This window comes from Streptomyces sp. ISL-11 (assembly GCF_018614525.1).
GTDB lineage: Bacteria > Actinomycetota > Actinomycetes > Streptomycetales > Streptomycetaceae > Streptomyces.
Window position 1 is genome coordinate 179,329 of the sequence record NZ_JAGGOL010000029.1, and the last position, 26,136, is coordinate 205,464.

Below are 26,136 nucleotides of genomic sequence, written 5' to 3' on the forward strand. Positions count from 1 at the left end.
GACAGTGCTGTGACCCCACGCTTCACCTGCCCGGAGGTCGGAGCCACCGAGCGCGACGACGGTCCTGCCCGGTGGCTGCGGCCTTTCGTCGTATCCGAAGGCGGGTCCGAAGGCGGGTCCGGGGCGGGGTGATCCCGTGTTCCGGCGTGCCTTCCGCGCGCTCTCCGCGTGCCCTCCGCGTGCCCTTCCGCGCGCGCCCGCGCCTACACGCGCGTACGGGCGCCCGTACGCCCCCTGTGAGCGCCGTCGTGCGCGCGGCGCGGACGCGGCTACGGCTGCGGTGGTAACGGGGACTACGGGAAGCTACTGAGCTCGCGCCTCGGACGTCCGCGGCCGCTTCACGACGAATGCCGCGCCCAGCCCCGCCGCGAAGAGGGCGAGGAACGAGACCGCCGTGCCGAGCCAGGTTGCGCCCAGCCACTGGCCGCCGAAGTAGCCCAGGCTCACGCTGTACGCCGCCCAGGTCAGGCCCGCGAGCGCCGACCAGGGCAGGAACTCCGTCACTCTGCGGTGCATCACACCGGCGCCGAGGCTGACGACCGACCGTCCGGCCGGCGCGAAGCGGGCGACGACCACGAGCGGACCGCCGCCGCGCAGCAGTGCCGTGCCGAGCCTGGCCTGGGCCGCGGTGAGGCGGCGCGAGCGGGCCATGGCGCGGTCGAAGCGGTCGCCGCCGCGCCAGGCGAGCCGGTAGGCGACCATGTCGCCGAGGACCGAAGCGGTCGCCGCGCACATCACGAGCGCGAACATCTCGGGAAAGCCGGCGTGGCCACGGGCCGCGTCGCCCACCGCGTCGGCGGCGGTGCCCGCGGCCGCGGTGGCGGCGGTGATCACCAGGACGCCGCTGGGCAGCACCGGGAGGAAGACATCGAGGAGAACGGACAGCCCGACGATCACATAGATCCAAGGCGTGTCGGCCAACGCCCCCAACTGCTGCAGCACGTCCTGATCTCCCGGTACGGTCCCCCGCCGCGACGTCGCAGGGGAGCGGCAGGGGCGGCCTTCACAACCGCACAGCGTACGCCTGGGGCTGTTGTGACGTGTGCGCGGGGCTGGTGATGTTGTTCGAATCACGTGCCGGAAGAGTCCGGACACGTACCGGGTCGCGAGTGTCCGGTGCGTGCCCATTCGTGGGGGTCCGGCCGTGCCGGGCCCCCACGAGCCGTCGCCGGGTCAGCGGTCGCGGCGGAAGAGGCGGTCCAGCGAGAGGGCGCCGGGGCCGGTGAAGACCAGCAGCAGGAAGGCCCAGCAGAACATCGCGGAAGCCTCGCCGCCGTTCTGGATCGGCCACAGCGCCATGCTCTGGTGCACGTCGAAGTACGCGTACGCCATCGAACCGGACGAGATCAGGGCCGCGGTGCGGCTGCCAACGCCCAGCATGACCAGGACGCCGCCGACGAGCTGGATGGCGGCCGCGTACCAGCCCGGCCAGGTGCCCGCCGCGATGGTGCCGCCGTTGCTGCCGGCCGCGCCGCCCAGGATGCCGAACAGGGACGCCGCACCGTGGCAGGCGAACAGCAGGCCGACCACGATGCGGAAGGCGGACAGCGCGTACGGGCGGACGGCGTCGAGCCGCTCGGTGAGCGCGGGGGCCTGGGTGGCGCCGGTGCCGGTCGTGCCGGAGGCGGACGGCGACGCGGAGGGAGCGGTCGTGGGGGCCATGGGGAGGGCTCCTCGTGTGGGGGACAGGAAACAACGAGGGGTCCAGGTTAGGTTCGCCTAATCGATACTTGCAAGTTCAAGTTCTTGATTCCTTATGGCGACCGCATCGATGGAACATGCACGTAAAGCGGCCCGTGCCACCGCGCGCCGCGCCTCAATCCGGAATGTCCGTAAGAGGGGCGGGCCGTTCGACGGGGGTGCGGGGCGGCGGCGGACCGGCCGCGCCACCGGGCCCGTACGCTGCCCCGTTCGTCGCCCCCGGCACCGCCTCGTATGTCGCCTCGTACGTCGCCTCGTGCGCCGTCACCAGATCCTTCTCCGTGCGCGCCTGGTCCAGCCGCAGCCGCGCCGAACGCCCCCGCAGCGTCAGGGTCATCAGCTGATTGCCGAACCACGGCCCGCCCGTCCGCCGCCAGCCGATCGACGGGCGCCCCACCCGCCCGTGCCGCGCCAGCGCGCGCCCCAGGCGTCTGCCGGCCCCGCTCCAGCCGAACCGGAAGGCCAGCCTCAGCGCGCCGGGGACCTTCTGGCGCACCGGCGAGCACGTCAGCTGCAGCACCGTGCTCCGTACCGGCCGCGTCGCCGGCCACGCGGGCTCGGCGACGTACGCGTGATGGACGTCCCCCGACAGCACGGCCACCGTCGCCGGCGCCTCCGGGCCGCCGCCCACCTCCGCGACGAGCGCGGTGAGCGCCTCGAACGACGCCGGGAAGGCCGCCCAGTGCTCCATGTCGGCCCGCCGCCGCAGGATCTCGGCCAGGCGCGCCCAGCGCGGCCCGCGCTCCCCGGCGCACAGCGCCTGGTTCCACGCCTCCGCGTCGTGCGCGGCCGAGGGCATCAGCCAGGGCAGTGAGGTGCCGATGAGGAGGTGGTCGTACGAGCCGGGGGCGTCCAGCGCCTGGTCGCGCAGCCAGTCCCGGGCGGCCGCGTCGAGCATGGCCCGCCGGCCCTCCTCCAGGACGCGCCGGGTGCGGGTGTCGGCCATCAGCAGCCGCACCCGCCCGAAGTCGCGGCGGTAGCTCCAGCGGGCGGCGGCCGGGTCGGCGTCGGCGCGGACGGCGAACTCCCGGAGCGGCTGCGTCCCGTCCCCGCTCTCGCACACCGCCTGGTACAGCTTGTCGGCGGCCAGCTCGGCGGGGGAGAGATTGCCCAGGTGCTGATGGACCCAATACGACATCAGTCCGCCGAGGACGCGCTCCTGCCACCACGGCGTCGCGCGCGCACCCGCCAGCCAGGCCGCGCTCGTGTTCCAGTCGTCGATCAGGTCATGATCGTCGAAGATCATGAGGCTGGGGACGGTGGAGAGCAGCCAGCGCACGTCCGGGTCGAGCCAGGACTCCTCGTAGAGGTAGGTGTATTCCTCGTAGTCCGCGACCTGATGGCCGGGAGGTTCGGCCGGGCAGCGGCGGGCGGCGAGCCGGCGCCGGGTCGCCTCGGAGGTCTTGTCCGCGTAGACCTGGTCGCCCAAGAGCAGCAGGACGTCCGGAGGTTGGGCGTTCTCGCCGTGGCCGCGGACCAGCGTGGCCGCGAGCGCGTCGAGGGCGTCCGGCCCGGCCGCGTCCCCCGGGCCGCCGCCGGCCTCCGGGGGCGGCGCCGCCCAGCGGCACGAGCCGAACGTGACGCGCACGGTGTCGGTGGCGGGCCCGGGCGTGCGGATCACGCTCTCCGGGAAGAGCGACCCGGGCGGCGGCCACACCCGCTCGCCGTCCAGGAACACCCCGTACGCCGTCGTGCTCCCGGGCCGCAGCCCCGTCACCGGCACCAGGGCGTAGTGGTGCCCGGCGATCCGCCAGGTGCGGGCCGTGCCGCCGGCGCCGTCCGCGCAGCGCACCTCCGCCTCGCAGGGCCGGTCGGCCTCCACCCACACCGTGGCGCTCGTACCGGTGTCCCAGTCGACGTACCGCAACAGCGGCCCCAGCCGCAGAACTGCCGTCATACGGCCTCCTCCGTCGTTCCGTACGGTACGGAACGACGGGGAGGAGCGGGGAGTTTCCGGTGACGGTCGCTCACCCCGTCACCCGGCCGCCCGGCTCAGCAGCCGTTGAGGATGCCCGTCAGCTTCGTCTTCTCGGCGGGGTCGACGGTCAGCTGGTAGTGGTGCTTGACCGTGACCCACATGCGCGCGTACGTGCAGGCGTAGGAGTTCAGCGGCGGCATCCACTGGGCCGGGTCCTTGTCGCCCTTGGCCTGGTTGACGCGGTCGGTGACGGCGATCAGTTGCGGCCGGGTCAGGTCGTTGGCGAACGCCTGCCGCTGCGCCGTCGTCCAGGCGCTCGCACCCGAGCGCCACGCCTGGGCGAGCGGCACGACGTGGTCGATGTCGATGTCCTGCGCGTCCGTCCAGGTGGCGCCGTCGTACGGCGAGGCCCAGGTGCCCTTGACCGCCGCGCACTTGGCGTCCTGATCGACGTTCTCGCCGTCGCGCTTGAGGACGACCTCGCGCGTGTTGCACTGCCCGGACTGGGTGCTCCAGTGCGGGAACTTCGCGCGGCTGTAGCCGTCCATCGACGTCTCGGCCTGGACCGTCAGCTGGCCCAGGTACGTCCGTACGGTCGCGGCGTCCGGCGGGGTGGGCGGCGCGGCGTGGGCGGCGGGGCCGTTGAGCACGAGCGAGCCGACGAGGGCGGTGAGCCCGCCGACGGCCGCGGCGCGACGCGCGTAGACGCCGCGCAGAGCGCCGGGGATGCGTATTCCGGACATGGGAACTCCCTTTGGAGTGGGGGGTCAGCGGCCGTCGAAGCGCGGCCAGGATCTCGGCGCCCGGTTGCCTGGGGGTGGTCGCCAGGTAACAGGGTGGCGACGCGCTCATGTCAAAGCAAGGGGTTGCGGAAGTGAAGTTGGTTGCGGAAGTGAAGTTCGGTGCCTGACACACCACCACGTGTACGCCCGCGCCACGGAGTTCGCGACCCTTAGGGTGACCGCGTGCTCGCCGCCGAGGCCCTGCTGCCCGTCAACACCACCCTGGGGGTGGTGCTCGCGGCGCTGCTCCTCGCCGCGGTGACCGTCGCGGCGTTCGCCCGTCTGGCGGACACCCGGGAGCGTGGCTACGCCCGTGCGATCGCCCTCGCGGGCCTGCGCGCCGCCGTCCAGCTGGCCGCCGTCTCCGCCCTCATCGGCTGGGTCGTACGGGCGGTGCCGCTGCTGCTGTGCTTCCTCGCGCTGATGTTCGCGATCGCGGTGCGGACCGCCGGGCGCCGCATCACGGACAACCGCACCTGGTGGTGGGCGGCGGCGCCGATCGGCGCGGGGGTGCTGCCGGTGGTCGCCGTGCTGCTGCTGACCGGGCTCGTACCGCTCAAGGGCGTCGCCCTGATCCCCGTCACCGGCATCCTCATCGGCGGCGGCCTGACCGCGACCGTCCTGGCCGGGCGGCGCGCGCTCGACGAGCTGCGCACCCGGCACGGCGAGGTGGAGGCGGGCCTGGCGCTCGGCCTGCTCGACCGCGACGCCCGCCTGGAGATCGCCCGCCCGACGGCCTCCGACGCGCTGCTGCCGGGGCTGGACCAGACGCGCACTGTGGGGCTGGTCACGCTGCCGGGGGCGTTCGTGGGCATGCTGCTGGGCGGCGCGTCGCCGGTGCTCGCGGGGGCGGTGCAGCTGTTCGTCCTGGTCGCGCTGGAGGCGGTGCAGGTGGTGGCGGTCGCGGTGGTGCTGGAGCTGATCGCGCGGGGGCTGTTGCACCGCGCCCCGGTGGCGGGCGGCGGCCCCGGGCGGTGGCGCCGGCGGTCGCGTACCCTGAGGGGAGCAGAAGGGGAGTAGCTCTTCGCCGGACCGTCGACATACTGCCGAGCTCGCCTCGGCCGGCGCCCGGAGGCCCGTCCGTTCTTACATGACGGGCCAGCGAGACCTTCGGCCGCAGTGTCCATGACGCTGCCGTGCCGAAGCGACCCCTGACATCACGCAGGTCTCTCGGTGCGGCACCCCGACCGATCGAGGAATCACCCGTGTTCAGCTTCACCGTCGCCGCCCTGGTCTTCGGCGTCGTCTTCCTGGCAGAGCTCCCGGACAAGACCGCCCTCGCGGGCCTGATGCTCGGCACCCGCTACCGCGCGAGCTACGTCTTCGTCGGTGTCGCCGCCGCCTTCGCCGTCCACGTCGCGCTGGCCATCGCGGCGGGCAGTGTCCTGACGCTGCTGCCGCACCGGCTGGTGCAGGCCGTCGTCGGCCTGCTCTTCCTCGCGGGCGCGGCCATGCTGATCTTCAAGAAGGACGACGGCGAGGAGGAGCTCCGCAAGCCCGCCGACCAGTCCTTCTGGAAGGTCTCCGGCGCCGGCTTCATGCTGATCCTCGTCGCCGAGTTCGGCGACCTGACCCAGATCATGACCGCGAACCTCGCCGCCCGCTACGACGACCCGTTCTCGGTCGGCATCGGCGCGGTGCTGGCCCTGTGGACGGTCGCGGGCCTGGGCATCGTGGGCGGGCGCACGCTGATGCGGTTCGTACCGTTGGCGCTGATCACGCGGATCGCGGCGGTGGTGATGCTGGCGCTGGCGGGGTTCAGCCTGTACGAGGCGGTGGCGGGGTAGGGGCAGGCCGATGGGCCGAGGCGGTGGCGGGGTAGGCTCGATCCGTCTCGCGCGCAGGCGTGCGAGGCGCGTGACCGCCGCCGGGAGAGGGAGGATGAGGCCATGGAACGCCCCACGCTTCGTCAGCATGCCCTCGTCCGGGTCGCGCGAGCGTAGGAACCGCGGCCCGGTCGTCCCAACACGACCAGGAGTGTCGCGTGTTTTCCTCTTTCTCTTTGACGTCGTCTCCGACCGGTACGGACCTGACCACCGACCGCCTTGTGCTGCGGACCTGGTCCCCCGACGACATCACCGCCGTCCTCGGTGGCATCCGTCTGCCCCACTGGGCACCGGGCTTCCCCGCCGAGGGTGACCGCGTCATCGCCAGCTTCGTCGCCGACCGGCCCGAGGCGCTGGACGCGTACGGCCAGCGCCAGATCATCGAGCGGGAGAGCGGGTTGGTGGTCGGCGCCATCGGCCTGTTCTGGCCGCCGGACGAAGGCGCCGTCGACTTCGGCTACGGCGTCGTGGAGTCCCGGCGCGGCCTCGGCTACGCCTCGGAGGCCGCCCGGGCCATCGTGGAGTACGCCTTCTCGGCGCCGGGCGTCCACACCGTACGAGCCGAAGTCGAACTGTCGAACCCTGCCTCCGTCCGCGTACAGGAGAAGGCGGGCCTGCGGCGCCGGAGCGCCGACGGGTCGGTGGCACGGTTCGGTGTGACGGCGGCGGAGTTCGCGCGGGGGTAGGGACGACGGCCTCGGCGGTGACTGGCGCTCAGTCGCCGCCGAGGCCGGGCACGGGAAGCGCATGGGTGGGCTTCCCGACAGCTGGAATGTGTGGGTAGAGACAGGACGTGCCTGTGACGGCCACGGTGGGCCCGGTAGAGGTCCACTTTCCGGGCGGTTCGACGGCTGGCCCGAGCGCACGATAGTCCGTGAAGCGCCGGACGCCGCACCGGCCGCACATCAGCACGCCGCCCGAGGCCACCCACCCCTCGCAGGGGTGGGGGCACGGCAGGCGGGTTCCCTCAGCTCCTCGTGGGCGGCCGGACCATGCCCGGCTCAACCGTGCGCCGCCCACCAGTGCCTGCCCATCGCCTTGGTCATCGCCATGGTTGCTCCGAGGTCACCTTGTCGGTACGCCTCATAGCGTTTGGCCTTGATCTCGTCGCACTGTGCGCAACGGTCAGGCCGTGGCTGTCGGTCGACCTCGTGACGGTCTTCGCTCGAGAGGTGGCTATCTGTCGGGTCGTGCATCAGGCCTCCTGATCGCGAGGTGGAGGAAGAGCAACACATGCACTCATGTACATGAGTGCATGTGTTGAGCGTGACGCAACCCTTGGTTCCGAGTCAAGCGGTCCAGTGTTCCCGTATGGCTGATTCGTTAAGCTGAATCACCATCAATCACGGGCGGGAATCCGATAGTCGAGGATGAAGCGGTCGGCAGCCATGAGCGTGTCGCAAACCTCGACCACGAGCCCGCCGTCCGTCACCGCTTCTCGGACGAGATGTATCACCGGAGCCCCGGGGCTCAGCCGCAATGCGGCCACTTCCTGCTTGGTGGCCAGGCGTGCGCGGATGGTCTCGACGTACTCGGCGAACGTGTGACCGTGTTCTTCAAGGCGAGCGTAGATGCCGCCTCCGCCAGGGTTCTCGTCGAACAGCTCCGGAATGTCCTTCGCGACCGACCACGGCAGGTAGGACGTCGCTTCCTCGGTTGGCGTACCGTCGACGAAGTACCGACGGCGCCGGGCGAGAACCTTCTTGCCGGCAGGGATTCCCAGACGCTCAGCGATATCGGCCGGGGCGTCCATCGGCCCCACGAAGAGGACGTGCACGTCTGGTGTGTGTCCTGCCTGCTCCGCTTCGGCGAGGTAGGCAGCCTTGCCTGCCCTGCGGTGAGACCCGCGGAAGCGTTCCGAGGACTTCCTGCGGACCGGAGGCAGGTTCTTGACGTAGGAGCCGCGTCCGTGGTGGGTCTCTACGAGCCCAGCGGTGCGCAGTTCGGCGATCGCTTTGCGGACAGTCCCCTGGGAGACCCCATAGCGCTCCATGATGTCGGACTCGCTGGGAACTTGGGTGCCGGGCGCGAGCGCGCCCAGGCGAATCTGTTCGACCAGATCGTCCGCGATCTGCAAGTAGCGCGGCTTGCCCGAGTCCCGTGAGACCTCGTTCCCCATGAGCTGCCCGCTCTCCTTATGCTCATCCGTATGAGTACGGCTGCACAGTCTCGCAGGTCCACGCCGCTCCACTCCGTCTCGGTGGCGGGGGCCGTCGTGCGGGAGGACGGGCGCATGTTGGCCATCCGCCGGGCGGACAACGGGCGGTGGGAACTGCCCGGCGGCGTGCTGGAGATCGAAGAGGCCCCGGAGGAGGGTGCTCGCCGGGAAGTACTGGAAGAGACCGGCATCAAGGTCGACGTGCAGCGGCTGACGGGCGTCTACAAGAACATGACGCGTGGCATCGTCGCCCTGGTCTTCCGCTGCAGCCCTGTCGGCGGCGCCGAGCGGCCCTCCGACGAGGCCGCCGCTGTCTCCTGGCTGGCCCCGGAAGAGATCGCCTCGTCGATGACGGAGGCGTACGCCGTGCGCCTCCTGGACGCGCTGAGCGACGACACTCCGCACGTAAGGGTCCACGATGGCTGGCGGCTGATTCCGACGACGTAAGCCGAGGGTTCAGTCGTGCGTCGTATCCGGTGGCCGGCCCCGATACGGGAAGCCCGTCGTCCCCTCAGGGCTGACATGATCCGTCGATCATCGGCTTGACCGCTGCAGCGCGGAGAGGCTTCCGGTGGAAGAAAGAGGGTGATCACTCGATGACCGACCAGGGTGCTGGCCGCCAGCCCAAGTACCAGCGGATCGCTGCCGATCTCAGGGCGGCGATCCAGGCCGGCGAGTACGGCCCAGGTGGTCGGCTGCCTGGCGAGAACGAGCTGATGGCCACTTACGGGGTGGCCCGCATGACCGCTCGCCAAGCGCTTGGCGTGCTGCAGAGCGAAGGCATCGCCGAGGGCCGGAAGGGGGCGGGTGTCTTCGTTCGGGCCTTCCGGCCGCTCCGGCGGAGAGGCATTCAGCGGCTGGCCGAGGAGACATGGGGCACCGGGCGGTCCATATGGTCCGCCGACATCGGGGACCGCACCCTTGTGGTCGATCGGATCGAGGTCACGGAACAAGACGCGCCGGAACACGTAGCCGCGGCTCTGGGCCTGGACTCGGCCGCCTCCGTCTGCGTGCGGAACCGGCGCTACGTCCTCGACGGCAAGCCGGTTCTGCTTTCCACGTCGTATCTGCCTGCCGACCTTGTGGCCGGGACGCCCGTCGTACGGGAGGACACCGGTCCCGGCGGTACGTACGCGCGCTTGGCGGAACTCGGCTGCAAGCCCATCCACTTCCGTGAGGAAATCCGCTGTCGGATGCCGTCCGGCGACGAGGCGGAGCGTCTTGGGCTCGCTCCGGGAACACCCGTCATCCTGATCTGCCGCACCGTGTTCACCGAGGACCGCAAGGCTGTCGAGCTCAATGAGATGACGCTCGACGCCGCGTCGTATGTGCTGGAGTACGAGTTCGACGGCCAGCTCTGACGGGCACGCTCATGCGCATGACTGCCGCTGTCGCTCACGGTTCCACGCCGCTTCGCTCCGTCTCGGTGGCAGGAGCCGTCGTGCGCGACGACGGGTGCATGCTCGTGATCCATCAGTCCGACAACGGGCGGTGGGAGCGCGACTACCCCCGTGGTGGACGTTCTGGAAGTCTTGATGTGGCCTGGGAGGAGGGACCGACATGACCGCAGGTTTTGGCCTGGTCGTACGCTTCACGTTGCACGACTCCGACGCCGCAGACGGTGTCCACGGACAGCGGGCCGTCCGGGTGGGCGGACATCTCAGGTCCTTGTGTGGGCGGACAGTTGATCTCCCTGTCCGGTGTGATTATTCGTCCCTCGGATGGGGCTCGTCCGTGTTGGACGCCGGGGCTCGTTGTGCGCCTCCGGCGACTCCGATGTCAGTGCTGGCTGCGATGCTGCGAGCATGATTCCTTGGAGCCTGCTCGACCTCGACAAGGCATTGCGAGCCAGTTGGGCGGCTGACACCTGCTCGCCCGACGACCAGGCCGAATGGCAGTCACTCAACCCGGCCTGGGGCCACTGTGACATCACGTCCTTGATCGTCAATGACATCTTCGGTGGCGACCTCATGCTCGGCGAAGTGCACCTCGTCGGTGACCAGCACGGCTTTCACTGGTGGAACCGGCTGCCCAGCGGCGTGGAACTCGATTTGACGCATGAGCAGTTCCAGCGGGGCCAGAGCGTCACCGCGGCCCGTGTCGTCGAACGCCCTCCAGGTCCTCTGCCCCGCCGCTGGGACGAGTACCTTCTCCTGCGTAAGCGAGTCATCGAGCACCTCGGGCATCTTCCGGAGCCGGCCATCTGAGCAGGCTGGGATCAGCGCGGCTGGCTCAGCGGGACGACGCCCTGGCCGCTGGTGGCCTGGGTCAGCCGCAGACTGGAGCCCTCGGTCAGAACCGACAGATTCGGCTTCCTGACAGACGTCGCCCTCCACCCGGAGGCGAGCCTCTGGCGGCGATTACCTCAGGGGAGTTCTGGCGCGTTTGGGGCAGTGAGCCTCCAGCACTCGTCGCTGAGCGAGTCTTCGATCGGTTCCGCAGCTTCAAACGCCTGACCTCTGCACGAGGCTGACTCATGGTCGGCGGTAGACGGCTCGCTCGACTCCAGGGGCTGGATCTCTGGAGAGCGTCACATAGGCGGGGCGGTCGGGATCCCCCGCTTCCATGGTCGCGAAGAGGTCGAGGTCGTGCTTGCAGAAGCGGTGGAGGTATTGGAGGAAGAGCTCCAGCTCTTCCTCCGACAGCCGTTCATCATGTCTCTCGTTCCGCATGCCGCCACGGTATTCCTCAACTGACGCGATCGTTGTTCCACCCCAGCCGTGCGGCTCTGAGCCATCCGCGGTCGGGAAGCCAGACCACGACAGCACTCTCATGCAGTGTGGAGGTCAGCCAAAGGGCATCCACGCCAGCCGGGAGCTGAGGGGCAGCCCTAGGGAACTCATCGTCGCGGCTGAACGGGATTGCCTCCATGTACTCCCAGCCGTAGAAGAGGAAGGCGTGCTTCTCGTCTGCTTGCGCATTCGCCAGTTGTTTCCGGATCTTGCGCATCACTTGGCTGGCCAGATGCTGACAAGCTGACGCAACAGCTTCGTCCATGCTCGGGACACCGCCACCCCAAGGAGCAGGCATAACGTAATAGCCCGGCGGGTGCTTCTCCGTAGGCGGAACGCACACGAGGTCGTCCACGCCGATGCGATCTAGGTGTTCACTCAATTCTCCTCGCCGCCAAGGGTGTGCGAGGACCTTATCGCCAGCGACCTCAACCCTGGACAGCAAGGCTGGTATCTGCGTCAGCGCGGTATTCCAGCGTCGCCCCGGGGACAGGTAGACCGTCCACGAGTGGCGCAACCTGTTGTCCACTCTGTAGCCGAACTTACCTGCCTTCGCCTCAACTTCACGCTGTGCTGGATCGACGACGAGTTTGACCTCAGCGGCACAGTCTCGGCCGTCGTAGGCGAAGGCAAGGTCGTGTGCTCCCTGCTTGCCATCGACGTCGTGGACCTCAACGTCAACCCCCAGGGTCACCGCGATGCACTGGCGTGCGATCAGCGCTGCGACATCTATCCGCTCGCGATTCGCCATGTTTCCACCCTGGACCTGTGTCGCCATGGAACACCAGCGATTTGGCCTTCAGGAGACTGTTCACCACAATCTTCCGTACCCGCTTCGCTGTCCGGGATGCCCAGCGGCTCGCGATCGCCGGGGGCCGACGGCCCCCCCGCCTCAGCCCTCGACGCGCAGCACGATCCCGCCGTCCGTCGCCGCCTCCACCCGGATCCGCGTCAGGTCCGTCACCGCGACATCCGGCGCGTGTGCCGCCGCGCGGGGGCCGACACCGATCACGCGCATGCCCGCCGCCTTGCCCGCCGCGATGCCCGCCTCGGAGTCCTCGAAGACGACGCAGTCGGCCGGCGTGAAGCCGAGGGCCGCCGCGCCCTTGAGGAAGCCCTCCGGGTCCGGCTTGCTCGCGCCTACCGACTCCGCCGTGATGCGGAGTGCCGGCATCGGCAGGCCCGCCGCGTTCATGCGGGCCTCGGAGAGGGGGCGGTCGGCCGAGGTGACCAGGGCGTGGGGGAGCGTGGCGAGGGACGCCATGAACGCCGGGGCGCCGGGGACCGGGACGACGCCCGTGACGTCGGCGGTCTCCGCGGCGAGCATGCGGCGGTTGTCGGCGTGGTTCCGCTCCATCGGGCGGTCCGGGAGCAGGACGGCCATGGTCGCGTAGCCCTGGCGGCCGTGGACGACCTTCATCACCTCGTCGCCGTCCAGGCCCTGCTCGGCGGCCCAGCCGCGCCAGCAGCGTTCCACGACGGCGTCGGAGTTGACGATCGTGCCGTCCATGTCCAGGAGGAGGGCGCGGGCGGTCAGCGTGGTCGTGGGGGCGGTGGCCGGCATCGGCGGACTCCAGGACGGAAGAAGAAGGCAAGCGACCCCGCCCGCCGGTCAGGGAATACGGGCGGAGTCACTTTGTTTCTCAACGATACAAAAACTACACCCGAACGCCAACAGGACCAGGTCAGGCCCCCCGTATCCGGCCTCCGGGGCTGCCAATGGCCTACCCCGACAGGCCGTGCGCGCCGATCCGGAACACGATGGGATGCCAGGGCGCCGGGTGGTCCGTACGGGATGCCCGCGCCGCCGGCCCGTACCTCAGGAGCCTGCCCATGGCGGACGACGCCCCGGCCCCCGCCACGGCCGCGCCGGATCCCACGGCCGTGCCCGGCGCGCAGCAGCCCCGGCGCACCGTGCTCGTCGCGATCGGCGCGCTGCTGCTCGGCATGCTGCTGGCCGCCCTCGACCAGACGATCGTCTCCACCGCGCTGCCGACGATCGTCAGCGAGCTCGGCGGGCTCGACCACCTGTCCTGGGTCGTCACCGCCTACATGCTGGCGTCCACCGCGGCGACCCCGCTGTGGGGCAAGCTCGGCGACCAGTACGGGCGCAAGAAGCTCTTCCAGACGGCCATCGTCATCTTCCTGCTCGGCTCGGTCCTGTGCGGCGTCGCCCAGAACATGGGCGAGCTCATCGCCTTCCGCGCCGTGCAGGGCCTGGGCGGCGGCGGGCTGATGGTGCTGTCGATGGCGATCGTCGGCGACATCGTGCCGCCCCGCGAGCGAGGCCGCTACCAAGGGCTCTTCGGCGCGGTCTTCGGCGGTACGAGCGTGCTGGGCCCGCTGCTCGGCGGGCTCTTCGTCGACCACCTCAGCTGGCGCTGGGTCTTCTACATCAACGTGCCCATCGGCATCGTCGCGCTGCTCGTCATCGCCGCCGTCCTGCACATCCCCGTCCGCCGCACCCCGCACCGCATCGACTACCTCGGCACGTTCCTCATCGCGGCCGTCGCCACCTGCCTGGTGCTGATGACCTCGCTCGGCGGGGTCACCTACCCGTGGTCGTCCTGGCAGATCATCGGCCTCGGTGTGCTGGGCGCCGTCCTGCTGGTGCCCTTCGTGCTGGTGGAGCGGCGCGCGGCCGAGCCCGTACTGCCGCTGAAGCTGTTCCGCATCCGGACGTTCGCGCTCTGCTCGGTGATCGGCTTCGTCATCGGCTTCGCGATGTTCGGGTCCATGACGTACCTGCCGACGTTCCTCCAGGTCGTCCAAGGCGTCTCGCCGACCATGTCCGGTGTGCACATGCTGCCGATGGTGGCCGGCATGCTGATCGCCTCGACGGCCTCCGGCCAGATCGTCAGCCGCACCGGCCGCTACAAGGTCTTCCCCATCGCCGGCACCGGCGTCACCGCGATCGGACTGCTCCTGCTCCACCGGCTCGGCCCGGACAGCTCGACCGCCGTCATGAGCGTGTACTTCTTCGTCTTCGGCCTCGGGCTCGGCCTGGTCATGCAGGTGCTCGTCCTGGTGGTGCAGAACTCCGTCGGCTACGAGGACCTGGGCGTCGCGACGTCCGGGGCGACGTTCTTCCGCTCCATCGGCGCGTCCTTCGGCGTCTCCATCTTCGGCACGATCTTCACCAACAAGCTGGGGCCGCGCATCAGCGACGCCCTCGCCGGCGCGGCGCTGCCGCCCGGCGTCACGCCCGGCAGGCTCCAGGCGGACCCGCGGGCCGTCTCCTCCCTGCCGCCGGGGGAACGGGCCGGCGTCCTCGGCGCCTACTCCCAGTCGATCACCGACGTCTTCCTCTACGCGGTGCCCGCCGTGCTCGTCGCGTTCGTCCTCGCCTGGCTGCTGCGCGAGGACCCACTGCGGGCCAGCGTCACCGCGCCCGACACCAGCGAGGTCCTCTCCAGCAACCCCGTCGAACGTTCCTCGCGGGAGGAGTGCGCCCGCGCCCTGTCGCTCCTCGGCAGCCGTGAGGGCAAACGCCGGATCTACGAGGCGATCACCGTGCGGGCCGGGCTCGATCTCCAGCCCGCCGCCAGCTGGATGCTGCTGCGCATGAACCGCTACGGGTCCACGGAGCCCGCGCTGCTCGCCGAGCGCGTCGACATTCCGCTGCGGGTCGTCACCGAGGCGGCGCGCGAGCTGGAGACGCGCGGCCTGGCCATGCGGGACGGGCTGCCGCTGATCCTCACCGACGAGGGGCGCCGGGTCGCGCAGCTGCTCTACCGGGCCCGGGAGGAATCGCTGGCGGAGCTGCTGGGCGACTGGTGGACACCGGACCGGCCCACCGACCTCACCACGCTGGTCCACGAGCTCAACCACGAGCTGTGCGGCTCGGACTCCGAGCAGCCCCACAACGGTGACCTGCGGCGCGACCACGACATCAGGCCGCGGCCCGAACGGCGCGGCGTCTGAGTGCCCGTCAGGGCCGCAGCTCCTTGGCGAGCCACACCTCCGCGTAGGGGTTGTCCTCGGCGGTGTTGTAGCGGGGTACGGGCGCGAAGCCGTGCCGTGTGTACAGCGCGATGGCCTCCACCAGGTCCTTCCGGGTGTCCAGGACGATCCGCCCGGCGCCCCACGCGCGGGCGGCGGCCTCGGCGGCGGCGAGCAGCGCGGGCGCCCCGCCGAGCCCGCGGTGGGCGGCCCGTACGTACATCCGCTTCAGTTCGGCCGTCCGCGCGTCGAGCCGCCGCAGCCCGACGCACCCGCCGGCGGGGCCGTCGCCGTGCCGGGCGACCAGGAACACGCCGTCCGGCGGGGCGAGATCGTCGCTCGGGTCCTCGGCGAGATGCCGCTCGATCTCCTCGGGCGTGACGTTGCGGCCCTCGTGGAGCACGTACCAGCGGTCGGCGACGTCGGTGAGGTACTCCCGCAGCAGCGCCGCCGCGTCGGCGGAACGGACGGACCGAGGAGCGACGCTCCACGCGGGGCCGACGGAGGGGGTGTCGGTCGTGTGTTCGATCATGTGGGCATGGTGGCATGGGCCCTCGCGGGGCGGGGCCCGCCGGTACGGTGATCCCGGCGACAGCCGCCGTCGCACGCACGCAACGCCACCCGGGACACGGGAGAGAGGGGCACGGCATGAGCGCAGCCGAGCAGTCGGCCGGGGGCGCGGCCATGGCACGACCTGAGCGCACTCCCGACGCCTTGCGCCTGGCGATCGCCCGGCTCGCCCCGCACCGGCTCGCCGAGATGGAGCGGCAGAAGAACGAAGCCTTCCAACTCGCCGCCCAGAGCAACAGTCTCGGCCCGATCCGCGGCTGGCTGACGATCTGGGCGGGCGAGGTCGAGGTGGAGCGCCGCCCGGATCTTCTGGCCAGGCGCAGAGCGGCGGAACGCGCGGTGCAGACCCTCGACCGCCACGACCCGGAGTGGCGCGCCGCCACGGCCGAACTCGTAGCCGTCCTCGACGAGGCCCGCGGGGCGACGGAGTGAGCTGGGCGGAGTACGCGCCCGACGAGGAGCATGTCGTCACCGGCCTCCCGCCGGTCCTGGTCAAGGACGTCGAGGACAAGGCCGGCGAACTGGTGCGCGCCGCCGAGGCCCTCTACGTCCACGGCCGGGCTTACGAGGGGGCGTCCCCGCAGGGCGGAAGCGCCCTGGTGGCCGACGGGATGTTCGTCTACCAGGTGGTGCCGCGGCACGAGCGCGTATACGTCCTGCAGGTGACCGCCTGGTAGGAGCCCGCCCCCAGCGGCGGCGCCCCCGCCGGTCGGCCATCCACGCGTGAAATCGGGTCACATGTGGGAGGTTGTCAGGTGACCTGGGGGAGACCTGCGTCTGTTCCGTAGGACTCAGTAAGGTCTGAAACAGCCCTACGAGGGTGACCGGGCCGGCGATTCGGAGGAGCTGCGGGGCGTGGCGAATGCGGAGAGGGGCGGGCTGGGGAGTCCGCCGAGGGCCGGGTCCCGGACCGCGCTGGCGCTGGGAGCGCTGTGGCTGGTCGCGGGGCTGCTGACAGTACGCCAGGCCGCCGCCGTGCTGCGGTTGCCCCCGGAGCGTCGCCTGACCGACCTCGAACGGTGGATCGGTGACAACGGTGTCCTGCACGTACGGGGCTCGCTGTACGACACCGACGACTTCACCGGTACCCCCTTAGCGGGACTCGTCCTCAAACCGTTGACCCGCGCCGCCGAGCACAGTCTCGGCATCGGCTGGACCCTCGGCACGCTGCTGCTCGTCGTCGCCCTCGGACTCGTCGCCGCCCGCTCGCTGCCCGGCGAGGTCTCCCGCCGGACCGGACTGCTCGCCGCCCCCGTCGCGATCATCCTCGCCGTACTCTCCCTGCCCGTACGCAACACCTTCACCCTCGGTCAGACCAGCATCATCCCCGTGCTGCTGGTACTCCTCGGCTGCTGCCTGCCGCGCCTGGCCCTCGGATCCGGCCGCGCGCCCGGCGTCCTCATCGGTGTCGCGGCGGCGCTCCAGCCCGCCGTGCTGCTCTTCGCCGTCCTCCTCCGGCTGACCGGGCGCCGCCGCGCCGCCGGCGTCACGGGCGTCACCTTCGCGGTCTGCTCGGCGCTCGCGTGGGTGGCCATGCCGGACGACTCGTGGACGTACTGGGTCCACCACATCGCCGGAGCCGGCCTCGGCTCCGCGCCCGGCGGCCTGGCCAACCAGTCCCTGCACGGCCTGCTGCTGCGCGTCGGGCTGCACGGCCCGGCCGAGCTCGCGCTGTACGGGCTCCTCGCTGCCGGCGTCGCCGTGCTCGGCCTGCGCCGGGCCGCCCGATACGCCCTGGACGGGCAGCTGTTGCTCGCGACGGCCCTCACCGGCTGCGTCGCGGTCGCCGTCTCGCCCACGGCCTGGCAGCACCAGCAGCTGTGGATCCTGCTCGCGGTCGTCGGCCGGGTCGGCAAGCGCCGTGCCGACCGGCTGGTGTGGCCGGTCATGGTCGTCCTCGTCATGACGCTGACCAGCACCGTCCTGATGCCGGACAACCACCTCCTGCGGCCGATCGGCGACAACGCCCCGCTGCTGGCCGCCCTGATCGCGGCCTGCGCGGTGCCCTTCCTCTCCCGCACGTCACCGCTGTGGGACCGGCCGCTGCCGACCCCGGTCACCGAGCCGCGGCCGGGCCGCTTCTCCTGGATGCCGCTCTTCCACTTCTGGAAGCGCCCGCTCACCCGCCCGAACGTCCTGCTGGAGCTGATGCTGATACGGGTCGGCTACTGGGTCTACTCCTTCATCCGCGCCAGCGCGCCCGACGAGCGGGCCCTCGCGGAGTCCCACGGCCGGCAGATCATCGGCATCGAGGAATTCCTGCACATCGACGTCGAGCACGGTTTCAACCACTTCGTGGCCGGCGTCGACTGGCTGACCGGCAGCATGAACTACTACTACGGCACCTTCCACTTCCTGGTGCCGGTCTCGCTGCTGGGCTATCTGTACGTCCGCAGGCCCGGCACCTACCGCTGGGCCCGCACCGCGCTGTCGCTCGCCACGCTGATGGCGCTCGTCGGCTTCTGGGCCTACCCGCTCGCGCCGCCCCGGCTGATGCCCGGCCGCGGCTTCATCGACACCGCCAATGGCCCGCAGGACCTGGACAATCCCGACTTCGGGGCGCTGACGGAGCTGTCCAACCAGTACGCGGCCATGCCGTCGCTGCACATCGGCTGGTCGCTGTGGTGCGGGGTCGTCATCGCCGTCATCGCGCCCAAGGCGTGGATGAAGTGGCTCGGCATGCTCTACCCGCTGCTGACCTTCTCCGTGATCGTCGGCACCGCCAACCACTACGTGCTCGACGCGGCCGGCGGCGCGCTCGTCGTGATGTCGGGCTTCGCCATCCAGTACGCGCTGACCGGCCCCGGCCGCCAAGCCCTGGCGAAGGTGCCAGGGGCTCGCGGCGCGGGCGACGACCTCCGGCCGGCGACGGGCGGCGACGCGGAACCGGCGCGGGCGGGCACGAGCTGACCCGCCGCGCGCCGGCCCTCACGTCAGCTGGTCACCGTGATCTGTGAGGACGGGTCGGTGGCGTCCGTGACGTCGTAGACGGCGTTGAAGACCGACGACGTCGCCGCCGTCGGACAGCCGAACCCGCCGACGACCTTCACCGGCACCGAGGCGTTGGTGACGGTGAGCGTGGACGGCTCGCCGTTGGTGAAGGTGCTGGCGATCTGCGCGGGTGCGGTGGGCGCGGCGGTCGCCGTGCAGCTGGCCAGACCACTGGTCCGGGCGACCAGGCCGCCGCTGGGCACGGTCAGGGTGGCCGTGGACGGCGTTCCGTACTGCATGGACACGGCCCAGGCGCCCGACGTGGTGACGGTCGCGGTCACCCCCATCTGGCTGGTCGTACAGGACGAGTACGTGGGCGCGTTGATGGGGCTGCCGACCGGGCCGGCGTCGTTGTGGTTGCCGGGCGCGGCCGGTATGCGGTTGTTGTCGTCGCCACCGCCCGCGGTGGGCTGCGAGGTGGAGACCTTGCAGGTGACGGTCACCGCGCCGATCTTGAAGGTGGCCTTGCCGTTGAGGGTGGCCGCGAAGTAGTGACCGGCCGGCGAGACGGTCGTGGAATCGGCCAGGGGGGCAGCTCCCGCCGGGGGCTGGGCACCGGCGGGCCCGGCGCCGGTCAGGGTGAGGGCCGCGGTGACGGCCAGGCCAGCGCCGGTGGCGAGCAGGGCGCGCGGGTGGAGGGTGCGAGAAGTCATCGGTTCTCCTGGGTGGAGGTGATGTGGGAGGTGGGACGTGCGGGTACGGCTGCGCGTGTACGGCCGCGCCTGCACCAGTGAGGTTCGGGTTGCGCCCGTGCGGTTGGGGTCTCGCGCCTGTGCGGTTCGGGTGCGTCCTTGCGTCCGGGGGCTCGGTGGTTGCCGGCCCTGGCGGGTCGGCGGCGGCTGCCCCTGCCGGGTCGGTGCCCGCCGTCCCCGGCGGGCCGGTTGTCGCTGCTCGCTGCCCCTGTCGTCTCCGCCGGGGGTGAGGCGGGGGCCGGTTGAGGGGCCGGTGGTGCGGAGACCGGGCCGCAGCCGGGTCACGGACCCGGTTGCGGCCCGGACCGGTGCCTGGCTCGGCGACCGGCCGCCGGTGCCGGTCGGCTCCGGGCTCCCTGCGGAGACCGGGGCCGGCCGGCCCGACCTCGCCGGTGACGGGCCGCGTACCGGCTTGTGGCCAGGTCGTGTCCGATGGGTCGGTGCGAGACCTGTGGTGTCTGGTGCCGCCGACCGGCCGCGGGTATTGCCTTCGCGCAAGGAGGCGGGGGATCGATACACCTGTCCCCGTATGGGGGACACGACGAGTGCCGGTTCGTCGGCAGGGGCAGACAGCGGCTGGCAACCGTCGCTGAAAGGTGGGTCCATGATTCTCGCCCCTGCCCTCCTCCCGCTCGTGGGTGGCATCCTATTGCTCGCCGGCCTCCTCGGGTTCGGTCGCTAGGGCACGTCCGATGGGTCGGTGCGGAACTTGCGGTGTCCAGTGCTCGGGGCACCTTCCCCAGCGGTAGCTGGGGAATGTCGCAGGGTCCGTGCTGACCCATCGGACACGCCCTAGGCGTCGGTACCGGGCCGGGGCCAAGTCCGCGGCTCCGCACGGACACCGGGTTCCGTACCGGCTCGTTGCTCGGCGCCGGTTCGTAGGTCCTTGTCGGCGCGCGGTCGAGTGCTGCCGGCTTGCGGTTCGGTACCGGGCTGTATACCGGCCCGTGATCCCGTGCCGGTGCCCGGTTCCGTACCGGCTCGGAACTCCGTGTCGGCTCGGGGAGCCGTGCCGGAACCCGGCTCAGTGCTCGGCTCCCAGCCGCCCTCGCGGCCCCGGCCCGTGCCGGGTTCCACGTCGGACGCCGGCTCGTCGCCGGCAACCGGCGCCCCTTCGGGCGCCAAGGGCGCCTGCGGTTGCCAGGCGAAGATCATTCCGCCGCCGGTGATACCGAGGATCGTGCCGATCAGGAATCCGCCCAGGTTGGAGAAGACCAGCGCCGCCGCCGCGATCATGACCGTGAGGATGCCGGCGAGCGCACGGTACTGCGGTGCGAACCAGGCCGTGAGGCCCATCACGATCATGATCAGGCCCATCAGGACCGACGGCAGGCCCGCGATTCCCTGATGGAGCATGATCTTCAGCGGGGCGAGCGGAATGGCGCAGATCTCGGAGCCGGCCAGCACGGCCGCCAAGCCGCCCCAGAAGGGGCGTCCCTTGCGCCAGCGGCGCCACGCCGCCCAGGGGTGCCGTCGTGGACGGCCGGGCTCGGTGCCGGCCGCCACGTCAGAAGCACTCCCGCTTGCCCTTGTTGACGTGCATGTTCAGACCGGCGAGGTTGAACGTCGCGGCGTTGGTCGCCCACGCGGTCTGCTGAAGATCGGTGATCTTCACGTGGTCGGCCTGCTGGGCGAAGATGCCCTGCATCCCCTGCGCCGAGTCCGGCCCCTTGTCCAGCGTGGAGGCGTCGCGGCCGATCTCGATGTTGGTGAACTCCGCGTTGCCGCCGAGCTGGGTGGCGTCGACGAAGAGGTCCTTCGCCCTGACCGGGTCCTTGCCGCCGCCGGCGGTGAGGTTGAGCGAGATGTCGCCGAGCACCGGCACGCCGATCACCACGGACTGGCACAGCTTCCTGAGCTCGGCCTTCTTGATGGCCGTGATGGCGACCGGCAGCAGGTCGCCGTTGGCGTTGCCGTCCACGCCGCCGTACTGCGCGAACCCCTCGCCCACCAGGCTCTCGGCCGAGACCTTGAACTGCTGTCCCGACACGGCGAAGGAGGCGGCGATCGCCCCCTGGGCGAGTGCGACGGCCAGTGCGGCCGTGGCGGCGAAACCGGGTACCGCCAGTACGGCGAACCTCCGCCACCTGACGCGTCCTGTCACCTGTCTTCCTTGAGCGTCCTTCATGCTGATGTCCCCCTCGGAGACGTCGGAGGGCCTCGGGACGGCCCCGCAAGGCGTACCCGAGAGTAAGTCCGCCGATCGGCCGTATACAAGGTTCTGGTACGGACCGATTCCGTTGGTATACAAGGAAGTTGACGTTACGTCAGTTCAGTCGCGCGATGGCGTGTACCGCACTCTGAGCTCCTTGATTCCGTTCAGCCACGAGGACCTCAGCCGCCTCGGCTCTCCCATGAGTTCGATGCCGGGCAGGGTGTCCGCGATCGCCTGGAAGATGAGGTCGATCTCCAGGGCCGCGAGCGACCTGCCGAGGCAGAAGTGTGGGCCCCCGCCGCCGAACCCCAGGTGGGGATTGGGGTCGCGGGTGATGTCGAAGTCGTCGGGCCGGTCGAAGACCTCGGGGTCGTGGTTGGCGGACGCGTAGAAGAGGCCCACGCGCTGGCCGGCCGCGATCCGCGCGCCGCCGAGTTCGGTGTCGCACGTCGCCGTGCGCTGGAAGGAGACGACCGGGGTCGCCCAGCGCACGATCTCCTCCGCGGTGGTGGCCGGCCGCTCGCGCCGGTAGAGCTCCCACTGCTCGGGGTGGGTGAGGAAGGCGTGCATGCCGTGGCTGATGGCGTTGCGCGTGGTCTCATTGCCGGCGACGGCCAGCAGCAGCACGAAGAAGCCGAATTCGTCGGAGCCCAGGTTGCCCTCGTCCTCGGCGGCCACCAGCCGGCTGACGATGTCCCGCGCGGGGCACTCCTTGCGTGCGGCGGCCAGGTTCATCGCGTACGCGATGAGCTCCGCCGCGGCGTGCGAGCCGACCTCCGGGGTGATGGCCAGCTCGGGGTCGTCGTAGGCGATCATCTTGTTGGACCAGTCGAAGATCCTCGCCCGGTCGGCCTGGGGGACGCCGATGAGCTCGGCGATGGCCTGGAGGGGGAGTTCGCAGGCGATGTCGGTGACGAAGTCGCCGCCACCGCGCTCCCGGGCCCCGGCCACGATCGCCGCCGCGCGCCGCCGCAGGGCCGCCTCCAGGGCACGGATCGAGCGCGGGCTGAAGCCGCGCTGGACGATCTGCCGCACGCGGGTGTGCTCGGGCGGGTCCATGTTGAGCATGATCAGCCGCTGGGCGTCGATCTGGTCGCGCGGTATGTGCTCGTGGAAGCGGATGATCGAGGTGTTGCGGGCGGCGGAGAAGACCTCCGGCCGCGTGGAGACCTCCTTGACGTCCGCGTGCCGGGTGACGACCCAGTAGCCGTCGTCGTCGAAGCCCGCCGCGCCGTGGCGCTGGGCGTTCCACCACACCGGGTCCGTCCGCCGCAGCAGGGCGAACTCCGGCAGGGGCACCCGGTGCCGGTAGACGTCGGGGTCGGTGAAGTCGAAGCCGTCGGGCAGCGCGGGACAGGGCATGGGGGGCTCTCTTTCTGATGGGCCATCAGAAATGCCCTGAAGGTAGTGACGACGGCCCGCGACGGCAAGGCCGACGACGCCATCTGTTGCGTACGTACCCCGTGCGCGACCCTTGCGTACCGGGGGTAGCAGTCATAAGACTGCGGGCAGAACGAGAACGCGTACCAGTTCGACGGGGGATTCGGGGAGTCGACACAGCGCCGGGGGCGCCGGGACGCCCTGCGGATGCCACGAGAGGACGAGCATGGCCGCGGAACCCGTCATCGTCGAAGCCGTACGCACCCCCATCGGCCGGCGCGGAGGCACCCTCGCCAACCTCCATCCCGCCTATCTGCTCGGCGAGACCTACCGTGAGGTCCTCGCCCGCACCGGCATCCAGCCCGACTGTGTCGAGCAGATCGTCAGCGGCACGGTCACCCACGCCGGCGAGCAGTCGATGAACCCGGCGCGCACCGCCTGGCTCGCGATGGGCCTGCCCTACGAGACCGCCGCCACCACCGTGGACTGCCAGTGCGGCTCCTCGCAGCAGGCCAACCACCTCGTCGCCAACATGATCGCCTCCGGTGTCATCGACATCGGCATCGGCTGCGGCGTCGAGGCCATGTCCCGCGTCCCGCTGGGCAGCGCCTCCAAGCACGGCCCCGGCAAGCCCTTCCCCGACGAGTGGAACGTGGACCTGCCCAACCAGTTCGAGGCCGCCGAGCGCATCGCCCGCAAGCGCGGCCTGACCCGCGAGGACGTCGACGCCTTCGGACTGCTCTCCCAGGAACGGGCCGCCCGCGCCTGGAGCGAGGAGCGCTTCAAACGCGAGACCTTCGCCGTGCAGGTGCCCACGACGGAGGAGGAGCAGCTCGCCGGCCAGGGCATGTGGCGGCTCGTCGACCGCGACGAGGGGCTGCGCGACACGAGCATGGAGGCGCTCGGCGGGCTGAAGCCCGTCATGCCCACCGCCGTCCACACCGCCGGCAACTCCTCGCAGATATCCGACGGCGCTTGCGCCCTGCTCTGGGCCTCCAAGCGCATGGCCCGCGCGCTCCGGCTGCGCCCCCGCGCCCGGGTCGTCGCCCAGGCGCTCGTCGGCGCCGACCCGCACTTCCACCTCGACGGGCCCATCGACGCGACCCGGGCCGTGCTGGGCAGGGCCGGGATGTCGCTGAAGGACATCGACGTGGTCGAGATCAACGAGGCGTTCGCCTCGGTGGTGCTGTCCTGGGCCCGCGTCTTCGAACAGGACCTGGAGAAGGTCAACGTCAACGGCGGGGCCATCGCCCTGGGCCACCCCGTCGGCGCGACGGGCGCGCGCCTGATCACCACGGCGCTGCACGAACTGGAGCGTGCGGATCGCGAGTTCGCGCTGATCACGATGTGCGCGGGGGGTGGGCTGGCGACGGGGACGATCATTCAGCGGCTGTGAGTGCGGGGGCCTGCGGGTGGCCGCACCGGGGTTTGAGCGGGTGGCTCGCTGGTCTTCGGCTGCGGGCCGTTTTGCCGCCTGCGGCGGCGGGCGCCCTGCGGGCGCGTCCTCAATCGCCGGACGGGCTTGATTGCGCTGGGCTCAGCCGCTTTCAGCCCGTCCGGCGTTTGAGGACACAGCACAGCAGCCCGTCCGGCGATTGAGGACACCGCCGCGCAGCGGTGGTGCGCACGACACGGCCCGCAGCCGAAGACCCGCCTACGCGTCCTCGAAGGACACCCGCGCGTCGAACGCCGCCCGGCGCGTCGCCCGGCGCAGCGCCTTGAGGACCGTCGGGCCCAGGGCGAGCGTGGCCACGACGGTGACGACCGCCCGGGGCACGTCCCAGCCCAGGGAGGTGGCGAGGCAGTAGGCGACGAAGCGGGCGAGGTTCTCCCCGAGCGGGTCGCCCGGGACGAACGAGACACCGGTGGCCAGGGAGCCGATGTACGGCCAGCCCTGGAGGTTCATCACCGTGCCGTACAGGAGCGAGGCCACCGCCCCGTAGGCGGCGAGCATCACCAGCTCCCGGCCCCCGCGCAGCCGGTCCGGGCCCGGCAGCAGGCCCGCGCCCATCGCCACCCAGCCCATGGCCAGCATCTGGAACGGCATCCACGGCCCGACCCCGCCCGTCAGCAGCGCCGACGCGAACATCGAGACCGAGCCCAGGACGAAACCGAAGCCGGGACCGAGCACGCGCCCCGAGAGCACCATCAGGAAGAACATCGGCTCGATCCCGGCCGTCCCCGCGCCCAGCGGCCGCAGCGCCGCGCCCGCCGCCGCCAGGACGCCGAGCATCGCGATGGCCTTCGCGTCGAGGCCGGTGTCGGAGATCGTGGCCACGACGACCGCGATGAGCATCGGCAGCAGGGCCGCGAAGAGCCACGGCGCGTCCTGCGAGTGCGCCAGCCCGGAGGCGGAGTCGGCGAGCAGCGGCCAGCCGAAGGCGGCCACGCCGATGGCGGAGATCAGCGCGAGCGCGGCGACCGACCGCGGGCCGAGCCGGACGGCTCGCGCCTGGCGGTCGGTGACGGGCGGGCTCCCCTTCACGCCTCCGCCCCCGCGAGCACGCCCCGCACCTGCGCGACCGTCAGCCACGGCAGGGGCGCGAGGACCTTCGCGACCTGCGGCGCGAACGCCGGGGAGGCGACCACGACCTCGGCCGTCGGACCGTCAGCGACGATCTCCCCGTCCGCGACGACGACGACCCGGTGGGCCAGCTCCGCCGCCAGTTCCACGTCGTGCGTGGCCAGAACGATCGCGTGGCCCTCGGCGGCCAGTCCGCGCAGGATGTCCACCAGGCGGGCCTTCGCCGCGTAGTCCAGGCCGCGCGTCGGCTCGTCCAGCAGGATCAGCGGCGGACGCGCCGTCAGCACCACGGCGAGCGCGAGCGCCAGGCGCTGGCCCTCGGACAGGTCGCGCGGATGGGTCGCGTCGGCCACGTCGGGCAGCAGCCCGGAGACCAGCGCCCGGCACGTGCCCGCCGACGCGCCCGCGTCGCCGTCCGCGGCCTCGCACTCGGCCGCGACGGTGTCCGCGTACAGCAGGTCGCGGGGCTCCTGCGGTACGAGACCGACGTGGCGCAGCAGCTCCTTGGGCGCCGTGGACCGGGGAACCGCGCCGCCGACGCGCACCGTGCCGGCGGCGGGCTTGTGCATGCCGACCAGGGTGCGCAACAGGGTGGACTTGCCCGCGCCGTTGCGGCCCATCAGCGCGACGGTCTCCCCGGCCCGTACCGACAGGTCGATGTCGCGGAGCGCGACGACGCGGCCGTGCCGGACGGCGAGGCCGGTCACGGACGCGGCCTCGTCGGCGGCCGGGCGCGCGGCCCTGCGCAGCAGCCCGCCGCGGCGG

Annotated in this window: 27 protein-coding genes; 11 read left to right on the forward strand and 16 right to left on the reverse strand. The window is 71.4% G+C overall.

From position 1 onward, the window contains the following. Positions 1-303: 303 nt before the first annotated feature. The 4 genes from J7E86_RS08705 to J7E86_RS08720 form a co-directional block, all read right to left on the reverse strand. Positions 304-942, reverse strand: a complete 639-nt coding sequence (locus tag J7E86_RS08705; RefSeq protein ID WP_215080955.1) for a DedA family protein — start codon at positions 940-942, stop codon at positions 304-306. A 231-nt stretch (positions 943-1,173) separates the two neighbouring features. After that, positions 1,174-1,662 (reverse strand): DoxX family protein, encoded by a 489-nt coding sequence (locus tag J7E86_RS08710; protein ID WP_215080956.1) that lies wholly within the window; start codon positions 1,660-1,662, stop codon positions 1,174-1,176. A gap of 154 nt (positions 1,663-1,816) precedes the next feature. Then, positions 1,817-3,598: an alkaline phosphatase D family protein gene (locus J7E86_RS08715; RefSeq protein WP_215080957.1), complete on the reverse strand. Its 1,782-nt coding sequence runs from the start codon at positions 3,596-3,598 to the stop codon at positions 1,817-1,819. A 95-nt stretch (positions 3,599-3,693) separates the two neighbouring features. Further along, the gene (locus J7E86_RS08720) at positions 3,694-4,335 is read right to left on the reverse strand and encodes an HNH endonuclease family protein (RefSeq protein ID WP_251018865.1); all 642 of its coding nucleotides are present in this window, start codon (positions 4,333-4,335) and stop codon (positions 3,694-3,696) included. Between the two features lie 249 nt (positions 4,336-4,584). Between J7E86_RS08720 and J7E86_RS08725 the strand changes: the two genes are divergently transcribed. The 3 genes from J7E86_RS08725 (at position 4,585) to J7E86_RS08735 (ending at position 6,913) form a co-directional block, all read left to right on the forward strand. Continuing rightward, the gene (locus J7E86_RS08725; protein ID WP_215080959.1) at positions 4,585-5,421 is read left to right on the forward strand and encodes an ABC transporter permease; all 837 of its coding nucleotides are present in this window, start codon (positions 4,585-4,587) and stop codon (positions 5,419-5,421) included. Positions 5,422-5,606: 185 nt separating this feature from the next. Beyond that, complete coding sequence (locus tag J7E86_RS08730) at positions 5,607-6,188, forward strand: TMEM165/GDT1 family protein (RefSeq protein ID WP_215080960.1); 582 nt, start codon at positions 5,607-5,609, stop codon at positions 6,186-6,188. Positions 6,189-6,403: 215 nt separating this feature from the next. Then, the gene (locus tag J7E86_RS08735) at positions 6,404-6,913 is read left to right on the forward strand and encodes a GNAT family N-acetyltransferase (RefSeq protein ID WP_251018820.1); all 510 of its coding nucleotides are present in this window, start codon (positions 6,404-6,406) and stop codon (positions 6,911-6,913) included. 28 nt (positions 6,914-6,941) lie between these two features. On the opposite strand, the gene J7E86_RS31995 is transcribed toward J7E86_RS08735, so the two are convergent. Further along, positions 6,942-7,247 carry a DUF6255 family natural product biosynthesis protein gene (locus J7E86_RS31995; protein ID WP_374223778.1) on the reverse strand — a complete coding sequence of 102 codons (306 nt, stop codon included), beginning with the start codon at positions 7,245-7,247 and terminating at the stop codon, positions 6,942-6,944. 319 nt (positions 7,248-7,566) lie between these two features. Then, a complete protein-coding gene (locus tag J7E86_RS08740) occupies positions 7,567-8,346 on the reverse strand; it encodes a GntR family transcriptional regulator (protein ID WP_215080962.1) in 780 nt (259 codons plus the stop codon). An 18-nt stretch (positions 8,347-8,364) separates the two neighbouring features. Here J7E86_RS08740 and J7E86_RS08745 point away from each other — a divergent pair, with 18 nt between their 5' ends. The 3 genes from J7E86_RS08745 (at position 8,365) to J7E86_RS08755 (ending at position 10,592) form a co-directional block, all read left to right on the forward strand. Beyond that, positions 8,365-8,832 (forward strand): NUDIX hydrolase, encoded by a 468-nt coding sequence (locus tag J7E86_RS08745; RefSeq protein WP_215080963.1) that lies wholly within the window; start codon positions 8,365-8,367, stop codon positions 8,830-8,832. A gap of 149 nt (positions 8,833-8,981) precedes the next feature. Further along, the gene (locus J7E86_RS08750) at positions 8,982-9,746 is read left to right on the forward strand and encodes a GntR family transcriptional regulator (RefSeq protein ID WP_215080964.1); all 765 of its coding nucleotides are present in this window, start codon (positions 8,982-8,984) and stop codon (positions 9,744-9,746) included. A 444-nt stretch (positions 9,747-10,190) separates the two neighbouring features. Further along, positions 10,191-10,592: a hypothetical protein gene (locus J7E86_RS08755; RefSeq protein ID WP_215080965.1), complete on the forward strand. Its 402-nt coding sequence runs from the start codon at positions 10,191-10,193 to the stop codon at positions 10,590-10,592. Positions 10,593-10,859: 267 nt separating this feature from the next. Here the strand turns inward: J7E86_RS08755 and J7E86_RS08760 are convergent, their stop codons facing one another. The 3 genes from J7E86_RS08760 to J7E86_RS08770 form a co-directional block, all read right to left on the reverse strand. Further along, positions 10,860-11,057 carry a hypothetical protein gene (locus J7E86_RS08760; RefSeq protein WP_215080966.1) on the reverse strand — a complete coding sequence of 66 codons (198 nt, stop codon included), beginning with the start codon at positions 11,055-11,057 and terminating at the stop codon, positions 10,860-10,862. A gap of 16 nt (positions 11,058-11,073) precedes the next feature. After that, a complete protein-coding gene (locus J7E86_RS08765) occupies positions 11,074-11,868 on the reverse strand; it encodes a hypothetical protein (RefSeq protein WP_215080967.1) in 795 nt (264 codons plus the stop codon). Positions 11,869-12,009: 141 nt separating this feature from the next. Beyond that, positions 12,010-12,681 (reverse strand): HAD-IA family hydrolase, encoded by a 672-nt coding sequence (locus J7E86_RS08770; protein WP_215080968.1) that lies wholly within the window; start codon positions 12,679-12,681, stop codon positions 12,010-12,012. A 269-nt stretch (positions 12,682-12,950) separates the two neighbouring features. Between J7E86_RS08770 and J7E86_RS08775 the strand changes: the two genes are divergently transcribed. Beyond that, on the forward strand, positions 12,951-15,041 hold the full coding sequence (locus J7E86_RS08775; RefSeq protein ID WP_215080969.1) for an MDR family MFS transporter: 2,091 nt from the start codon (positions 12,951-12,953) through the stop codon (positions 15,039-15,041). A gap of 7 nt (positions 15,042-15,048) precedes the next feature. Here J7E86_RS08775 and J7E86_RS08780 read toward each other — a convergent pair whose 3' ends face one another. Further along, positions 15,049-15,591, reverse strand: a complete 543-nt coding sequence (locus tag J7E86_RS08780) for a GNAT family N-acetyltransferase (protein ID WP_215080970.1) — start codon at positions 15,589-15,591, stop codon at positions 15,049-15,051. Between the two features lie 116 nt (positions 15,592-15,707). Here J7E86_RS08780 and J7E86_RS08785 point away from each other — a divergent pair, with 116 nt between their 5' ends. From J7E86_RS08785 to J7E86_RS08795, 3 genes are all read left to right on the forward strand, one after another. After that, positions 15,708-16,061, forward strand: a complete 354-nt coding sequence (locus tag J7E86_RS08785; RefSeq protein ID WP_251018821.1) for a hypothetical protein — start codon at positions 15,708-15,710, stop codon at positions 16,059-16,061. Continuing rightward, complete coding sequence (locus J7E86_RS08790; RefSeq protein WP_215080971.1) at positions 16,058-16,306, forward strand: hypothetical protein; 249 nt, start codon at positions 16,058-16,060, stop codon at positions 16,304-16,306. Before J7E86_RS08785 ends, J7E86_RS08790 begins: the two co-directional genes overlap by 4 nt. Before the next feature lie 178 nt (positions 16,307-16,484). Beyond that, on the forward strand, positions 16,485-18,539 hold the full coding sequence (locus tag J7E86_RS08795) for a bifunctional glycosyltransferase 87/phosphatase PAP2 family protein (RefSeq protein WP_215080972.1): 2,055 nt from the start codon (positions 16,485-16,487) through the stop codon (positions 18,537-18,539). Between the two features lie 23 nt (positions 18,540-18,562). Here J7E86_RS08795 and J7E86_RS08800 read toward each other — a convergent pair whose 3' ends face one another. From J7E86_RS08800 to J7E86_RS08815, 4 genes are all read right to left on the reverse strand, one after another. Next, positions 18,563-19,273, reverse strand: a complete 711-nt coding sequence (locus J7E86_RS08800) for a hypothetical protein (RefSeq protein ID WP_215080973.1) — start codon at positions 19,271-19,273, stop codon at positions 18,563-18,565. Between the two features lie 831 nt (positions 19,274-20,104). After that, a complete protein-coding gene (locus J7E86_RS30885; RefSeq protein WP_308312522.1) occupies positions 20,105-20,818 on the reverse strand; it encodes a DUF6114 domain-containing protein in 714 nt (237 codons plus the stop codon). Between the two features lies 1 nt (position 20,819). Continuing rightward, a complete protein-coding gene (locus J7E86_RS08810; RefSeq protein ID WP_215080974.1) occupies positions 20,820-21,440 on the reverse strand; it encodes a DUF6230 family protein in 621 nt (206 codons plus the stop codon). 144 nt (positions 21,441-21,584) lie between these two features. Beyond that, positions 21,585-22,829: a cytochrome P450 gene (locus tag J7E86_RS08815; protein ID WP_215080975.1), complete on the reverse strand. Its 1,245-nt coding sequence runs from the start codon at positions 22,827-22,829 to the stop codon at positions 21,585-21,587. Between the two features lie 244 nt (positions 22,830-23,073). Between J7E86_RS08815 and J7E86_RS08820 the strand changes: the two genes are divergently transcribed. Then, on the forward strand, positions 23,074-24,243 hold the full coding sequence (locus J7E86_RS08820; protein WP_215080976.1) for a steroid 3-ketoacyl-CoA thiolase: 1,170 nt from the start codon (positions 23,074-23,076) through the stop codon (positions 24,241-24,243). Positions 24,244-24,501: 258 nt separating this feature from the next. On the opposite strand, the gene J7E86_RS08825 is transcribed toward J7E86_RS08820, so the two are convergent. Both J7E86_RS08825 and J7E86_RS08830 read right to left on the reverse strand, forming a co-directional pair. Beyond that, entirely contained in the window at positions 24,502-25,332 is an 831-nt protein-coding gene (locus J7E86_RS08825) for an ECF transporter S component (protein ID WP_308312523.1), read from the reverse strand. Further along, positions 25,329-26,136: energy-coupling factor ABC transporter ATP-binding protein (locus tag J7E86_RS08830; RefSeq protein ID WP_215080978.1), on the reverse strand; the 808-nt coding region annotated here is incomplete at its 5' end. The genes J7E86_RS08830 and J7E86_RS08825, both read right to left, overlap by 4 nt.

What these genes read in the sequence shown, in the direction of transcription:
- J7E86_RS08775 (WP_215080969.1), top strand. Translation starts at nt 12,951, where the DNA reads ATGGCGGACGACGCCCCGGCCCCCGCCACGGCCGCGCCGGATCCCACG.
- J7E86_RS08765 (WP_215080967.1), bottom strand. Translation starts at nt 11,868, where the DNA reads ATGGCGAATCGCGAGCGGATAGATGTCGCAGCGCTGATCGCACGCCAG.
- J7E86_RS08710 (WP_215080956.1), bottom strand. Translation starts at nt 1,662, where the DNA reads ATGGCCCCCACGACCGCTCCCTCCGCGTCGCCGTCCGCCTCCGGCACG.
- J7E86_RS08815 (WP_215080975.1), bottom strand. Translation starts at nt 22,829, where the DNA reads ATGCCCTGTCCCGCGCTGCCCGACGGCTTCGACTTCACCGACCCCGAC.
- J7E86_RS08745 (WP_215080963.1), top strand. Translation starts at nt 8,365, where the DNA reads ATGCTCATCCGTATGAGTACGGCTGCACAGTCTCGCAGGTCCACGCCG.
- J7E86_RS08770 (WP_215080968.1), bottom strand. Translation starts at nt 12,681, where the DNA reads ATGCCGGCCACCGCCCCCACGACCACGCTGACCGCCCGCGCCCTCCTC.
- J7E86_RS08740 (WP_215080962.1), bottom strand. Translation starts at nt 8,346, where the DNA reads ATGGGGAACGAGGTCTCACGGGACTCGGGCAAGCCGCGCTACTTGCAG.
- J7E86_RS08810 (WP_215080974.1), bottom strand. Translation starts at nt 21,440, where the DNA reads ATGAAGGACGCTCAAGGAAGACAGGTGACAGGACGCGTCAGGTGGCGG.
- J7E86_RS08780 (WP_215080970.1), bottom strand. Translation starts at nt 15,591, where the DNA reads ATGATCGAACACACGACCGACACCCCCTCCGTCGGCCCCGCGTGGAGC.
- J7E86_RS08785 (WP_251018821.1), top strand. Translation starts at nt 15,708, where the DNA reads ATGAGCGCAGCCGAGCAGTCGGCCGGGGGCGCGGCCATGGCACGACCT.
- J7E86_RS08820 (WP_215080976.1), top strand. Translation starts at nt 23,074, where the DNA reads ATGGCCGCGGAACCCGTCATCGTCGAAGCCGTACGCACCCCCATCGGC.
- J7E86_RS08755 (WP_215080965.1), top strand. Translation starts at nt 10,191, where the DNA reads ATGATTCCTTGGAGCCTGCTCGACCTCGACAAGGCATTGCGAGCCAGT.
- J7E86_RS08715 (WP_215080957.1), bottom strand. Translation starts at nt 3,598, where the DNA reads ATGACGGCAGTTCTGCGGCTGGGGCCGCTGTTGCGGTACGTCGACTGG.
- J7E86_RS08800 (WP_215080973.1), bottom strand. Translation starts at nt 19,273, where the DNA reads ATGACTTCTCGCACCCTCCACCCGCGCGCCCTGCTCGCCACCGGCGCT.
- J7E86_RS08760 (WP_215080966.1), bottom strand. Translation starts at nt 11,057, where the DNA reads ATGCGGAACGAGAGACATGATGAACGGCTGTCGGAGGAAGAGCTGGAG.
- J7E86_RS08750 (WP_215080964.1), top strand. Translation starts at nt 8,982, where the DNA reads ATGACCGACCAGGGTGCTGGCCGCCAGCCCAAGTACCAGCGGATCGCT.